This window comes from Desulfitobacterium elongatum (genome assembly GCF_055378975.1).
Genome location: NZ_AP038772.1, coordinates 4,563,837 through 4,578,318 on the forward strand (window position 1 = coordinate 4,563,837; position 14,482 = coordinate 4,578,318).

Genomic DNA, 14,482 nt, shown 5'->3' on the forward strand with positions numbered 1-14,482 from the left:
AATATTCCTCCTTTTACTAAAAAGCATATCCTTATTACTAATTTCTCATGCACTTATAGTATTAGCATATTCGCAGAAAGAAGTGGAAGTTTTGCCTGAGCATTTAAAAAGGTTTCGATATGGCTGGAGTAGCTGGTCTATCCTAGTCATTGCTTTTATCACGGTCTTTTTCCACCGACTTTCCGTCGGTTCAGTCGCGGATCAAATCACCCGTGAAATCCCCATGAATGCATTAGCTCTTGGAAATCTGACGGCCATGAATTATTACGCCTATGCCCTTATGCAAATTCCTGTCGGAATTTTAGTGGATCGAGTAGGAGTTCGGAAAATCAACGTATTCGGGCTTCTGATAACCGCTTCAGGGAGTGTCCTCTTCGGACTTGCTCATAGCCTTGAGATCGCCTATTTATCCCGTTTCATGGTAGGAATCGGCACCTCAGTAATCATCGTCTCGATCTTTAAGGTCCAAGCGACCTGGTTTCCCTTATCAAGGTTTTCGGCACTTTCCAGTTTGACGTCCTTCTTCGGAAATTTTGGTTCGTTACTCGCGCTCTATCCTCTGACCTTCCTCTCCATGATTCTCGACTGGCGGTATGTCTTCAATATTATGGCTGGGGTTTCACTTCTTCTCGCTTTACTTGTGCTCTGGGGCGTACGAGATGCCGAAAGTGAGTCAGTGGATAGGCTAAACCTACAAGCCCCCTCTCAGGAAGAAACGTCTTCCTTTACAACCTTCTTAAAGGAAAGCTTATCTAGTGTCTTGAAGAATCCAAAGACCTGGCCCAATGTCCTCATCCTTTTCGCTTTCACAGGCTCTAGTACGACCTTGCTTGGTCTATGGGGAATCCCCCTCATCACTCAAATCTACGACTTGGATAAAGCAACGGCTGCCGGCTATCTGACGTTCGCGACCTTTGGGTTTATCTTAGGGGCGCCCCTGGTCTCACTCTGGGTTCGCTGGTTAAAGGGAATTCGCCGCCCCCTTTTGATGGGAACCGGGATCAACCTCGTGCTCTGGACCTACATTACAGTCTTCGCTAAGGGTCAACCACCTGCCTATCTCTGGCCGGCCTTCTTCTTTCTCTTTGGGATTCTCATCATGAATCACATTCTCGCTTTCTCCAATGTCACAGCCGTAAACTCTTTGCGCTACAGTGGGATTGCTAGTGCTGTAACGAATATGGGGGAATTCATCGGAAGCTCTCTTGCAAGTCTTACCATTGGATTTATGCTCGATCAGACCGGGAAGGCCACTGAGGCCTGGTGGGTTATCCTTATTATGGCGGCTTTAGGCTTCCTTGGGGCCTTGTTGATGAAAGAAGAAAAACTTTAGACGACAAATTGTAAACAAAAACCCTCTGTGCCCTTAACTGCTCCATTTACAAGGTTCAGCTCAAACTAACAGAGGGTTTCTTGAATTAATGACGAATCTTAAACGAATTAATACTCTTGCGGTAGCTCTTCAAAGTATCCTTTCGGATGCTGACAAGCAGGGCAAAGCTCTGGAGCCTCAGGCCCTTCGTGTACATAGCCACAGTTCGTGCACTTCCAAGTCGTCGGCTTGTCTTTCTTATATAATGTCCCGTTCTCTACTTGCTCAGCTAATGTCTGATAACGCGTCATATGATGCTTTTCCACTTCGGCAATCTTACGGAAGATCTCTGCGATATCTTTATAGCCTTCTTGATCTGCGATGTCTGCAAAACCAGAGTAAGCAACTTCCCATTCTTCGCGTTCCCCTTCTGCTGCTGCTTTCAGGTTTGCCAAAGTGTCCTTATAGACGAGAGGGTAGTCTGCATCTACATGAATGACCTCGGTGGCACCCTTAGAATGAGCCACTAATAATTTATAAAATACTTTAGCATGTTCCTTCTCATTATCTGCGGTAGATTGAAAAACTTGTTGAATGTATTGATGGCCTTCATTTTTTGCTACACTTGCAAAAAAGGTATACCGGTTCCGTGCTTGGGACTCACCTGCGAAAGCATTTGTTAGATTCTTAAAGGTCTGCGTGTCCTTGAATTCCATGATCGAAAACCTCCTTGCTTATTACATTGACTTAGTATACTTAATTTAGATTTTGTTATTCTAATTTACTTTCTTCTTTACTTTCTTCGTCAATATTTTAGAATCCTTCTCGTATATTCAACTTTTTTTAAAAAAATATTTCTTATATACAAAGAATATGTTAAGTTAGAACTTGGACTTAATAACTTTGAGGATGTTTTTTATGAACTTATCGCGTTTTAAATTAAGTAAACTAGATATTCCCCGTCCCATCCTTGTTATCATTCTGGGGGGATTCATTCAGTCGGTCGGAAACTCCTTAATGTGGCCTCTTAACAGTCTTTTTATGCATAACGTCCTTGGACGCTCTTTAACAGAGGCTGGGATGCTTATGGCCGCTCAAGCCTTAGTTACACTTATTGGTCAATTCATAAGTGGTTTTTTGGCCGATCGATTCGGGGCCCGTCGTATCATGCTCTTCGGGTTAATTTGTGCTGTCCTATCTGTTGGCATGATTGGAATTTTTCCAATCTGGGAAGTCTATGCCCCAGGACTTCTATTTTTTGGTCTAGCTATAGCCTTCGTCTTCGTTCCACTCAACGCCCTCATCAATACCCTATGGCCCGAAGGAGGGCGCAGAGGCTTTAACCTTCTTTATGTCTTTAATAACGCAGGCGTTGCGGTGGGGACAGCTTTGGGCGGGCTTGTTGCCACGTTGTCTTTTCGCTTAGTGTTCTTACTCAACTCCTTTTCCTTTTTAGTTTATCTTCTGATCGTTCTCTTTATGATCCCCGCCCAAAGCAACAGGGAAAAGTCCTCAACACCGAAGACCCTACCCCAGCCCCTTCTTCATGACCGTGGTTTCCCTGTCCTTCTAGCCCTCTGCGGAGGAATTTTCCTCGTCTGGGCAGCCTATATTCAACTTTCGACGGTTCTCCCTGTTACAATGACTCAACTGGGTTTTTCCCTACCGCAATATAGCATCCTTTGGACACTCAATGGGATTTTTATCGTTACTCTCCAACCCATGGTTAACTGGATCATCCGCCACTGGGCTCATACCCTCTCTCGCCAATTCTATCTTGCTTGTTTACTTATCGCGTCTGCCTTCCTCATTTTATTCTTCCGCCTTCCTTACTACTCCTATATCCTTATGATGCTGGTCCTAACTATAGGAGAAATGCTGATACTCCCAGCTGTACCAACTGCTGCAGCTCAGATTGCACCTGAAGGGAAAATTGGAACGTATCAAGGTATTACCGCTGGAGCCTCTTCAGGCGGCCGGGTTCTCGGTCCGCTTCTCGGAGGGATGGTCTTTGACTACTCAGGAGGACAGATGACTTATGCACTCGCCATAGGTTTTATGGGGATATCCTTTCTGGCGTTCTTTTTCTATCAACGTGCTGAGAAAACATTTGTATGCGCTAGGGAAAACCAGTGTCAAGACTTCTAATATCTCAAGATTTGACTTCAATGAATATTCTTCATAATAACCCATAAGAAATATGAAAGAGATGAAATTCGAAATGCCTATTATACTTACGCATTATAATTACTGCCCGCAATGTGGCAAGCCTCTCCAGCAAACGGAATTTTCAGGCCAACTTCGGCCCCATTGCCCTGATTGCTCCTTTGCTTATTGGGGAAATTTCTCCTTGGGTGTCGGTGGAGTAGTATGGCACGAAGGAAAAGTTCTTCTTGTCCAGCGGGCCAATAATCCTGGCAAAGGAAATTGGACAATTCCAGGTGGCTATGTCGATCAAAACGAAAAGATTTCCGAGGCAGTCGCGCGTGAAATCAAAGAGGAAACTGGACTTATCGCACGACCGGTTTCACTCCTTGCCCTACGCGACCGTCCTGGGGATAAACATGACACTTATATCGTCTTTCTGCTTGAATATCAAGGAGGGGTTCTTCAGGCCGATCCCACCGAAGTCAGCGACATTGGCTTTTTTACCCTCGAAGAGTGCCAAGAGCTCCCTATCGCAGAACTCAGTCTCAGCGTAATCAAGGCTTCTTGTTCTACAGCCCTCAAGGGGTTCGTCCCCAAGACAGGGATTAAAATCATTGGAGCGCAGTCCGTCTTGTATCAAAGCCCCGAAGACTAATTTTCACAGACCCCCACAAATCGTAAATTTTTCACGTATTATAATATATAGGTGCACTGTAAGATAAAGCCATCCGTCTCAGAGACTGGTGGTCTTTTTGCTTTCAACCCTAAGGAGGCCAAGAAAAATGAAGAAACTCCCCGAATTCAAGGGGCTATGGCAATCCCTACGCCAAAAAATATCTCTGCAGATTAAGTTCATAAAAGAATCTCGCTTCTGGAAAAAGCCGAAATTCTGGCGCGGCTTAGGCATTCTTTTTACTATGATTATCCTCATCACCCTAGGAGGTACCGCCTTTTGGATATCTTCTCTCGATGTTAGTAAACTCCAAAGCCCACTCGCCCAACCTACTTTCATCTATGACCGAACGGGAAGCAAAATTTCCGAACTATCCTCCTCGAGGATTGAGCCCATCACACTTGATAAGGTCCCGAAAGATATGCAAGAGGCCATCATCGCGATCGAGGATAAGCGCTTCTATGAGCACCAGGGGGTTGATGTTTGGGCGATTCTCCGAGCACTTGCCCGCGATCTCAAAACTCGTGACTTCTCCGAAGGGGGAAGCACCATTACACAACAGCTTGCTAAGAATCTTTTCTTACCTTCCGATAAGACCGTTAGCCGAAAATTAAAGGAAGCCGGCTATGCTCTTAAGATCGAACTTACCCTTAGCAAGGAACAAATCCTTGAGGCTTATCTCAACCAGATCTACTATGGTGAAGGGCGCTGGGGAGTTCAAGAAGCTGCTCGTTACTACTTTGGTAAGAGTGCAGACAAATTAAACCTCGAAGAATCTGCCATGCTTGCTGGAGTCATTAACGCCCCAAGTATCTATTCTCCTGTAAGTAAGAAAGAGAAGGCCTTAGAACGCCGCAACTTGGTCCTCTCTTTGATGAAGGAGCAAGCGTTCATCTCAGCTGCTGAATATGAACGCGCTCGTTCTGCTCCCATCGCATTACGAAAAGATGCACTTAACGACCTTTCAGGAAAGTATGCCCCTTATGTGGATTATGTCATTGAAGAGGCCATCGCCCGTTACGGCTTTACCCAAGACCAGATCCTTACAGGTGGGTTACAGATCTACACTCAGATGGATCTCAACGTACAGAAAGCAGCCGAAGAAGTTTATAAGGATGACCATTTCTTTCCTGCAGGAAAATCGGATCAGATCGTCCAAAGTGGAATTGCCATCATCGATCAGCATACCGGCGGAATTCGCGGACTGGTTGGGTATCGTGGGGAAAGTGCCTTTAGGCAGTTTAACCACGCTTCCCAACTCAAACGCCAACCCGGCTCAGTCTTTAAACCCCTTATCGTCTATGGCCCCGCTCTAGAAAAAGGCTATCGGCCCAATACCCTTCTTTATGATGGTCCCCTTAACTTGAACGGATATTCGCCAAAGGATTGGGATTACCAAAACCGAGGGTGGGTAACAATGCAAGAAGCCATCAATAACTCCTGGAACATCCCCGCGGTGTGGCTCTTCAATGAGATTGGTATTGATACCGGAAAAGCCTTTGCTCAAAAAGCGGGAATCCCGCTGAGTGATAAGGATAAAAATCTAAGCTTAGCTCTCGGCGGACTCTCAGAGGGAGTATCCCCCCTGGAAATGGCCCAGGCTTACAGTGCCTTTGCCAATCAAGGAGTAATGAATGAAGCTTATGCCATAACAAAGATTACCTCTTCAGACGGATATATATTCTCCCAAGCCAAACCTAAGTCTACCCAAGTGACGGATTCAAATAGCGCCTATACCATGACCCTCCTCCTCCAAAATGTCGTGACTAGCGGGACAGCCAAAAATGCAGCCTTCGGAAATCGGCCAGTCGCAGGTAAGACGGGTTCTGTAGAGCTTCCTCCGACTTCTGAGTTTTCAGGAATCTCCAAGGGACAGAAAGATGTTTGGTTTGTCGGCTACACCCCTGAACTTACAGCCGCAGTTTGGATGGGGTATGACAAAACAGACCGGACCCATTACCTAACTAGCTCTGGCGGCTCCAACCCAGCTATTGTCTTCCGTGAGGTTCTCTCCCGCTCCTTGAAGAATGCTCCAGTTAAAGCCTTCGACATGCCTGCAGGATATCGAATGGATTGGAAAGAGGATAAATTTTCATCCGACGATATGATCGATCAAAAAGACGACAATAAAGACAATAATAAAGATAATGGTAAAAAGAAAAATGGTTCTGCGGGTTTCTTCAATGACCTATTAGACCGCTTTGGGATCGGTTCCTCTTCAGGAGGCACCATAGAAGCCCCAGCCGAAAAACCTGGCAAAGGAAAAGATAAGAAGAACAATTAACCTTCTGCATGACGCTTATAAGGGGGTGTTGCAAAACGGACAGAATAGTTCGTGAGCAACGCCCCCATTTTATTTCATAAAAAATAAAGCTACAGGTCCACAATAACCAACACGGGGTAAAAACAGCGTAAAAACCGAATTCATTCTGCTGTGTTTTGGCTATAACGTGAATAAACTTCATGCGAAAATACAGAAAGAACGAATGGGGAAACCTCTTCATCCGTTAAAAACGGCCTAACAAGATTATAATAAGGAGCCTAAAACGAGAGGCTTATTTTGCTATACCCAAAATTAAGTAGAGCAGAAAAGTTAGAATTATTATCGGATATGATAGTCTAAATTCCTACGGTATATAGGAGAAGGGGGCATCGCTAACTACTTTAAAATGTAGTTTTGCGACGCCCCCTTTTAATTGACTAACAACTTTATATTAGTAAAACGATGATTTAGTCAAGTAAAACGAAAGTACAACCAGGTTAACTAGGAATGTTGCTCTGGCTATAGAACATTTTTGATATAGCCCGGATTTTATCGATAGGGGTGATCTAAATGAATTGGCCTTAGCTAAGAAAATTGTTCTTTGTAATGTAACCTCGGATTAAAAAATAGGGGGATAAGCAAATGAGAAAAAAACTTATGGCCATAGTTCTTTCAAGTTTTGTATTTGTTTTACCAAATTCAAGTTTTGTGATGGCTTCAACTTCAGATTCAATTAGTGTAAATCAAGTGAAAAGCTTTAAGGATACACAGAGATTTACAGATAAAGCGGGTAATGAATTTTTTACATTTACTGAACCCGGAACGGGACGTCAAACTACCATAAGTGGAGATATTAAAGATCGTGAGGCTTTAAAGGAAACTATAAAAAATAATTTTAAATCAGATAACGGAAAAATCAAGTTAAGTGCCTATGATCAATCTTCTTATGATGATGGGTACGATGGGGCAGCACATGGACATTCGTACCTTCACAGTATATCTTGGTCTGATTTAACTCAGGCTCATGCGACGTTAAATGGATCTCAATATGGTGAATGGACCGATCCCGGGGTTCCTAACTCTTTAAGGCTAACCGAAGATATTAGTGTTTCTGGATTAAATGTATCATTTGCTTTGCCAACATCAGGAGGGTTTTCGAAAACAAGTGATAGTTCAGCTCATTATGAGTCACCGACATATACTGGGACTGACTTTGTAAGCAGTAGCTATTCTAACTTAAAGGCTACAAGTTATTTTGGATTATTTGGAGCTACTCAAACTCGAGTTTGACAGCAACAACGAAAATTTTGTTGCTGTTAATTTTTAATTATGGCTTTTCATGCGGATTCAAAGCTAAAAATCCTTCCAAAAAACCGCTGAAACTTTAGAATGTAGTGCCGCACGTTGGCAAATAATTACTGTTATCACCTCGATTTAAGTGGTATAATGGTGTTGCTATGTTTGCACGTATTAAAACAGCCTACAATCGGGACGGCTCGGAACGCCGTTACCTTCAAATCTGTGAGAGCCGTCGTGAAGAGGGTAAGGTTCGTCAAAAAGTCCTTTGTAACTTGGGGAGAGTGGAGGATCTCCAAAATGGGAAACTTGACGACCTGATTCGCTCTCTTGCGAAGTTCTCCGATAAACTTGCTGTGGTGGATGCCGCTGAAGATCTCTTTGCAGACTGGAGTAAAGAGTATGGACCCTCTTTGGTCTTTCGTCGACTCTGGGAAAACCTTGGACTTCATGAAATACTGGCTCAACTCTTTTGCGAGAGAGAATTAAGTGTGGATGTACAAGAAGCCATCTTCTGTATGGTTTTAAATCGCTTAACGGAGCCCACCAGTAAACTGGGAGTCAGCGATTGGAAAGATTCCGTCCATCGCCCAGAGTTAGAGAGTTTGAAGCTTCATCATTTCTATCGAGCGATCGACTTCTTGGATGAAAACAAGGAAATGATTGAAGAGAAACTTTTCTACCATCATACCGACCTATTTACCCGTCAACTGGATCTCGTTTTCTTTGACACGACCTCCACGTATGTGGAAGGAGACGCAGGGGCTTTCGACCTTCTCGAATATGGCCATTCCAAGGACCATCGGCCGGATCGTCTCCAAGTTATGATTGGAATGCTGATGTCGAGGGATGGAATTCCCATTGCTCATCATGTCTTCCCTGGGAATACCCCGGATACAGATGCATTTATTGAAGCGGTCAGTGATTTGAAAAAACGATTTAATATCCAACGTGTTATTGTTGTTGGGGATCGGGGCATGATGGGCAAGCGGACCTTAGAGCTTCTCGAGAAATTGAACCTTCAATACATCCTGGGAGTTCGGATGCGAAATGTTAAAGTTGGCCCTGAAATCGTAGCTTCCCCTGAACCGTATACTCTTGTTAAGGATAACCTCAAGGTAAAAGAAGTTACCCTCGGAGGAGATCGATATATTGTTTGTTTAAACGAAGAAGAGGCTAAACGAGATCAAGCCGTTCGAGAAAAGATTGAGATTAAACTTCGTAGCAAGCTTGAACACGGGAATATTAAGGATTTAATCGGGAACAGCGAATACAAAAAGTACATCAACGTCACACAGGATGCGGCAACGATTAATAAGGAAAAACTAAAACAAGCAGCTCTTTTTGATGGTCTATACATATTGCAAACGAATACTCAGCTTCCTACAGAGGAAGTCGCGACCGCTTATCGAGACTTATGGCAAATTGAACGTGCGTTTCGAAATCTCAAGAGTACGCTCGATTTACGTCCGGTCTACCACTGGACGGAACGGCGGATCTGCGGACACATTATGCTTTGCTTTCTCGCACTCGTAATGCAGATCAAGTTTCAAAAGCTTCTTATGAATTGCGAAAGTGAATACGGCTATACCGAAGTAATTCGTGCGCTAAGGAAAGTCCATGCCGTTAAAATTAAAGTTAAAGATCAGGAACACTTAGTACGAACCGAGGTTCATGGCGCTGCAGCGATCGCATTTAAAGCAGTCGGGGCAAGGATTCCAGAAAGAGTTCAAAAGGTATAGATGAATTCCCACAAACAGGGAATTGTAGTGGTATGCGCAAATCTAAAGTTTGGAAGCCCTTGAAATTCAATAGTTACAGCTTTCGAGGTGTCAAACTCGAGTCAAACAGACCAAGCAATTGCTAATTATAACTATCATGATTATAGAGCATATTCAACTGGAGACATTCTATTTCCTATTTAAAGAATAATAATTAATCAAAAATATTCTGTCCTACCTCAAAACTAAAGCTATAGTTATGGTATCTAGGTTGTTTTCAACTAAATACCGTAACTATAGTATTTATATTTTAGCACAAATTGAGATATGATCTTCTTATATGATATCAGTTTGGAGGTATTTAATTGATAAAGAAATCTATGATTTTCATAATATTAATATCTATCTTTTTAAGTGGATTTATCATTAAAAATAGAAGCACTTATGACAATTTAACTAATACAGATTGGGAAATAAAAACGATTAAGTTAATTGATAATACAAGTATAGAGACAGGCGGTTTTAATAATATTCTAAATGAAGCATCAAGAAAACCTGATTTGTACAGTACTTATTGGTCTCTAATGGTATTAAAAGAATTATCTCCAACAACAATAAACAATTTTACTATAGGTGATTATATTGAAGAAATCTTAAATAGGATTCTTTCAGAAAGACCCAGAGAAGAATCAATAAGTGAAATATTTTATGGTTTAAATATCTTAGAAATGATTAATTATGATACTAATTTAAAAGAAGAGATTTCGAGCTATTTACAGGAATTAAATAGTGAGGATTTCTTAATTAAGTACTTTCGGATTTTATCTCTTGATAAAATTGGGATGATAACTCAAATGGAAAAAGAAAATACCATTAATTCAATTATCGAAGATCTAAGAAAACAAGATTTTAGTAATTTAAATTATAATCAATTAGGCAAAATCGAAAAGCAATTAACAATTGTTAATAAATTTGGATTTAATTTGGATTTTGTTAATAATGATTCTTTTAAGGTAGAATTCTCAAAATTAAAAAAGAATGTGCCGAATTTATTAAGTTATGAAAATATAGACAACTTGAATAAACTATTAAATCTACCAGAAGTTTCTTATGAAACCCTAATCATTTTGATTAATAATCAAAATATGGATGGCGGATTTTCGGCAGTAAATTCATCATCCACTGACATTCAGGGAACATATATCGCAACCAAAATCTTAAAAAAAATAGGTTATGAATCTAAAAAACGTGACCAAATTATTAATTTAGTTATGAAATCTTACATAGAAAACAAAGGTTTCCATCCTTTATATAAGAATTATCCTAGTGTTGCTCAAACTTATTATGCATTAAACATTATGAATTTCCTAAATCACCCAATGAATACAATTCACGAAAAATACTTATCAGAATTACTAGGAATTTGGATCAAGAGTAATGAAAATCCAGATATCCAAAGTGTTTATTATACAATCGAATCATTAGAATTATTAGGATATAAACTTACAGATAAAGAGAAAGGTTTTCTAGATAACTATTTAGAAAATGAATTGAATAATAGTTACGAATTGAAAAATAAAATGAATCTAGTAAAACTTAATATGTTACTCGATATCTCAAGCGAATTAGATAATAATACTCAAAAAATTAATAAGGAAGTTATTATTAAACAACTTGATTCAATTCCACAATTAGATATCGTTTCTACAGCGTATTTAATTGAATTAGCTCACAAGCTTAATATTACGTTACCCCAACAGGATAGCCTTGAAGATTGGCTAAAAAAACAACAAAATATAGATGGAGGTTTCGGTGAAGAAGGGAAATCATATATTTATACCACATACAAAGCAACACTAGCTTTAAGTTTACTAAATAGCGAGCCGGTTAATAAAAAGAACTTAAAAAACTGGTTAGATTCCTCAAAGGAAACTCAAAGAGGTGGCTTTAAAATGGGAGCAGAAAGCAGTGGTTCAGACTTAATATCTACTTATTCAGGATTGCAATTACAAGCATTACTCGAAGAGTAATAAACTTAATTATACTGAAATTCATTAAAACAGTTGGTAGTATACACTATTTGTACGTACCCTATATATTATTAATTAAAATAATAGTTCAATTTATGAAATCGGAATGACTTATAATTATCTTGGAGGGTGCTAATAAAAAAATGAAAAGGGAGTTGTTGAGCATAATTTCGAAGTATTATAGATATTTTCTTATAAGTTTGTTAATTGTTATATTTGTTTTTCCGTTAAACAATACCTTTGCATCACAATTGCCTATACCTAATGAAGAAATCACCTCCTTAGAGTGGGGGTTATATTCGATTGAAGCTCCAAAAGCATGGTCATTAGGTGTTAGTGGTAAAGGTATTACTGTAGCAGTTATTGATACAGGTGTGGATATGAATGTCGGTGATCTTAAGGAAAATTTAATACCTGGTTATAACGCCCTTACCGAAGGAACAAGCTTCGCTGAAACCATAGATAGCCATGGACATGGAACACAAATAGCAAGTCTTATTGCAGGAAATGGGAAGGGACTTGGGCTTATGGGTGTTGCACCGGAGGCAAAGATCTTACCAGTTAAAGTATTCGGAAATTCAGGCGGTGATGATTTTGTAAGTGTTGGAAAAGGAGTTAAATGGGCAGCAGATCATGGAGCACAAATTATTAATTTAAGTTTCGGTAGTTTTTCAATGGATGCTTCGCTGAAAGAAGCTATAAAATATGCCCAATCTAAAGGCAGTTTAATAGTTGCAGCGGTGGGCAATCATTCAAATGAAGAAGATACGAATATACTATTTCCAGCATCGATGCCTGAAGTTGTAGCAGTTGGCGCACTGACTAAAGATAATAGTGTAGCATCTTTTTCTAATACTGGAAATGGTTTAGACTTCGTAGCTCCAGGAACCAAAATATTAAGTGATAGTATAGGAATTTCAGGTGAAAACGAGCTTATTTTCACCTATGGTACATCTTTAGCCACGCCATTCGTATCTGGAGTGGCAGCCCTGCTCTGGAGTGCCCACCCAGAATTAACTTCTCGGCAAGTTATATCAATTATTAAACTGTCTGCTAAAAGGCTCGATGAATCTGTACGTTCTTCCATATCAGGCTATGGTCTTCCAAATGCTTATAGAGCTATAAAAATCGCAGATCAACAAACGCTAGTATCACCCGCAATAATCGATTATACGGGTGGTACTATAAAGGATATCTCGAACGAAGCATCGTTATCAATTTCACCTTTAACATGGAACAGTTCCGGTACAATAAACTTACAACCTATAGATGCACCCGCCCCTTTTCCATCTAGTATTATTCCTGGATCTAAAGCTATTCAAGTTTCTTGGAGTAATTCTGAAATGCCTAAAAAAATTCTCTATCTATCTATCCCTGTAGTAAAACAATCTAATCTTCTGAACTATCTCTTTCGTTGGGATGAATCCCGTTGGATACGTATAGCCGGTGGAGTAAATGAAAGAGTGCTTACAGTAGGAATTTATGAACCTGGAATTTACCGTATCGGACAGATGCCTTCGCCGAATAATTTACAATTATCCAATTCGGATAGTGTTGCATCGACAATACAAGTTGCAGAGGCTTCATATCCAACTGGATCGGATGCTGTAATCCTAACAAATATTGATGATTTTTCAAATGTACTGGCAGTAGTTCCTCTCGCTTATAAACTCTCTGCACCAATCTTATTAACCTATTCTGGTTATCTAGATCCGAGAGTTACGTCAGAGATCCAAAAACTTGCCCCAAAATCGATTTATTTAATTGGTGGATCAGAATATATTTCTAACGAGGTTGAAATGTATTTATCAAAAAGTTTTACAGTTAATCGATTATCTGGAGCAAACCGATATGCTACAGCTGCGCTAATAGCACAGAATTTAGGAACAACGGGTAACGCAGTTATAGTTAGTGGGGAAAATTTCCCAGATGCTTTTTCCATCGCCTCTATTGCAGCCACACGAGGCGAACCAATTTTGTTAGCAAATAAAAGTAACTCGCTTCCTGTAGAAACAATAAATGCATTAAATAAATTATGGGTTACTGATACACTTGTGGTTGGAGGATACGGAGTGATTTCAGATACAGCTATGGAAGAATTACCTGGGCCATCGCGAATAGGAGGAGAGGATCGCTTTTTAACAAACACCATGGTAAATAATGTCTTTTTCCCTTCGGTTCGAGCTTCAGATATTAGTGCTTCAGGTGATAATTTTTCAGTTCTCCTTATAAGTGCTTTTTTTTCGGCGGTAAATAATTTAAGGCTTACTTTGTTACCATAGAAAATTTTTTGAATTCCTAATTATTTTGATAACAATAGTGTCTTCAATAAAGGCAGTTCTTTTTTTCTATAGAAGATTATTGTCATGATAAATTCTATAAAGAGAGAAGTACACTTGAGGGAGGGGTTAGGAAATGAAGAAAAAATATATCAGGATTTCGCAAGGCTTTGCTATTTTTCTTGTAATATGCTCGGTTCTCTATTTAAGTGGGTATAGATTTACATCGTTAGATGCGGCCAGGGCACATTTAGATGTTGGGAAAAACTCAGTGCCTTTCGAAGATGTTGATTTCGGTTGGGGTAAAATATACCTTTTTAAGACACCAAAAGGACCTCAAACAACTATAGCAATTAAGAATAAGTTTCTATGGAAGGCATCTACTAGCGTATATGATGATCAACCATCACCGGATATGATTAATACAGTGGGTTGGATGAGTTATCACGATAAACGAGGTCAGGCTACTATCTTTGCAGTAGAAACTCTAGATCCAAATATTGCATACGTCGAAGTTGGACCATCCAATGAACGATTCAAGAAAGAGATAACTGTTAATATTCCGATAATTTATTCATGGAATAAGGCATTCCAATTAACTGAACTTAGGCCCTTAGCGTTTTCAAAAGATGGTACCCTATTATATGAATATAGATATCCAGAGAATATTAGAGGTGAGGGGCTTAAGTGGTACTCAGTAAGTGGGAATACATAATACGAGACTACGATGGGGGTGTTGCAAAACGAACAGAATAGTTCG

The 14,482-nt window shown here is 40.2% G+C and carries 10 protein-coding genes; 9 read left to right on the forward strand and 1 reads right to left on the reverse strand.

Annotated elements, in window-relative coordinates; genetic code table 11:
- The first annotated feature begins 91 nt into the window (after positions 1–91).
- Positions 92–1,333, forward strand: a complete 1,242-nt coding sequence (locus tag ACZ42W_RS21525) for an MFS transporter (RefSeq protein WP_464167304.1) — start codon at positions 92–94, stop codon at positions 1,331–1,333.
- A 107-nt stretch (positions 1,334–1,440) separates the two neighbouring features.
- Here ACZ42W_RS21525 and rbr read toward each other — a convergent pair whose 3' ends face one another.
- Positions 1,441–2,028: a rubrerythrin gene (rbr, locus tag ACZ42W_RS21530; RefSeq protein WP_464167305.1), complete on the reverse strand. Its 588-nt coding sequence runs from the start codon at positions 2,026–2,028 to the stop codon at positions 1,441–1,443.
- A gap of 202 nt (positions 2,029–2,230) precedes the next feature.
- Between rbr and ACZ42W_RS21535 the strand changes: the two genes are divergently transcribed.
- From ACZ42W_RS21535 to ACZ42W_RS21570, 8 genes are all read left to right on the forward strand, one after another.
- Positions 2,231–3,460, forward strand: coding sequence for an MDR family MFS transporter (locus tag ACZ42W_RS21535; protein ID WP_464167306.1), 1,230 nt, complete (start codon positions 2,231–2,233; stop codon positions 3,458–3,460).
- Between the two features lie 73 nt (positions 3,461–3,533).
- Entirely contained in the window at positions 3,534–4,115 is a 582-nt protein-coding gene (locus tag ACZ42W_RS21540; RefSeq protein WP_464167307.1) for an NUDIX hydrolase, read from the forward strand.
- 127 nt (positions 4,116–4,242) lie between these two features.
- Positions 4,243–6,417 (forward strand): transglycosylase domain-containing protein, encoded by a 2,175-nt coding sequence (locus ACZ42W_RS21545; RefSeq protein ID WP_464167308.1) that lies wholly within the window; start codon positions 4,243–4,245, stop codon positions 6,415–6,417.
- Between the two features lie 621 nt (positions 6,418–7,038).
- Positions 7,039–7,686, forward strand: a complete 648-nt coding sequence (locus ACZ42W_RS21550; RefSeq protein ID WP_464167309.1) for a hypothetical protein — start codon at positions 7,039–7,041, stop codon at positions 7,684–7,686.
- Positions 7,687–7,853: 167 nt separating this feature from the next.
- Positions 7,854–9,434, forward strand: coding sequence for an IS1634-like element ISDha15 family transposase (locus ACZ42W_RS21555; RefSeq protein ID WP_015261909.1), 1,581 nt, complete (start codon positions 7,854–7,856; stop codon positions 9,432–9,434).
- Between the two features lie 344 nt (positions 9,435–9,778).
- Positions 9,779–11,443, forward strand: a complete 1,665-nt coding sequence (locus tag ACZ42W_RS21560; protein WP_464167310.1) for a prenyltransferase/squalene oxidase repeat-containing protein — start codon at positions 9,779–9,781, stop codon at positions 11,441–11,443.
- A gap of 143 nt (positions 11,444–11,586) precedes the next feature.
- Positions 11,587–13,725 (forward strand): S8 family serine peptidase, encoded by a 2,139-nt coding sequence (locus tag ACZ42W_RS21565; RefSeq protein WP_464167311.1) that lies wholly within the window; start codon positions 11,587–11,589, stop codon positions 13,723–13,725.
- Positions 13,726–13,858: 133 nt separating this feature from the next.
- Positions 13,859–14,437, forward strand: coding sequence for a hypothetical protein (locus ACZ42W_RS21570; RefSeq protein ID WP_464167312.1), 579 nt, complete (start codon positions 13,859–13,861; stop codon positions 14,435–14,437).
- Positions 14,438–14,482: the final 45 nt, after the last annotated feature.

What these genes read in the sequence shown, in the direction of transcription:
- ACZ42W_RS21550 (WP_464167309.1), top strand. Translation starts at nt 7,039, where the DNA reads ATGAGAAAAAAACTTATGGCCATAGTTCTTTCAAGTTTTGTATTTGTT.
- ACZ42W_RS21565 (WP_464167311.1), top strand. Translation starts at nt 11,587, where the DNA reads ATGAAAAGGGAGTTGTTGAGCATAATTTCGAAGTATTATAGATATTTT.
- ACZ42W_RS21570 (WP_464167312.1), top strand. Translation starts at nt 13,859, where the DNA reads ATGAAGAAAAAATATATCAGGATTTCGCAAGGCTTTGCTATTTTTCTT.
- rbr (WP_464167305.1), bottom strand. Translation starts at nt 2,028, where the DNA reads ATGGAATTCAAGGACACGCAGACCTTTAAGAATCTAACAAATGCTTTC.
- ACZ42W_RS21535 (WP_464167306.1), top strand. Translation starts at nt 2,231, where the DNA reads ATGAACTTATCGCGTTTTAAATTAAGTAAACTAGATATTCCCCGTCCC.
- ACZ42W_RS21545 (WP_464167308.1), top strand. Translation starts at nt 4,243, where the DNA reads ATGAAGAAACTCCCCGAATTCAAGGGGCTATGGCAATCCCTACGCCAA.
- ACZ42W_RS21540 (WP_464167307.1), top strand. Translation starts at nt 3,534, where the DNA reads ATGCCTATTATACTTACGCATTATAATTACTGCCCGCAATGTGGCAAG.
- ACZ42W_RS21555 (WP_015261909.1), top strand. Translation starts at nt 7,854, where the DNA reads ATGTTTGCACGTATTAAAACAGCCTACAATCGGGACGGCTCGGAACGC.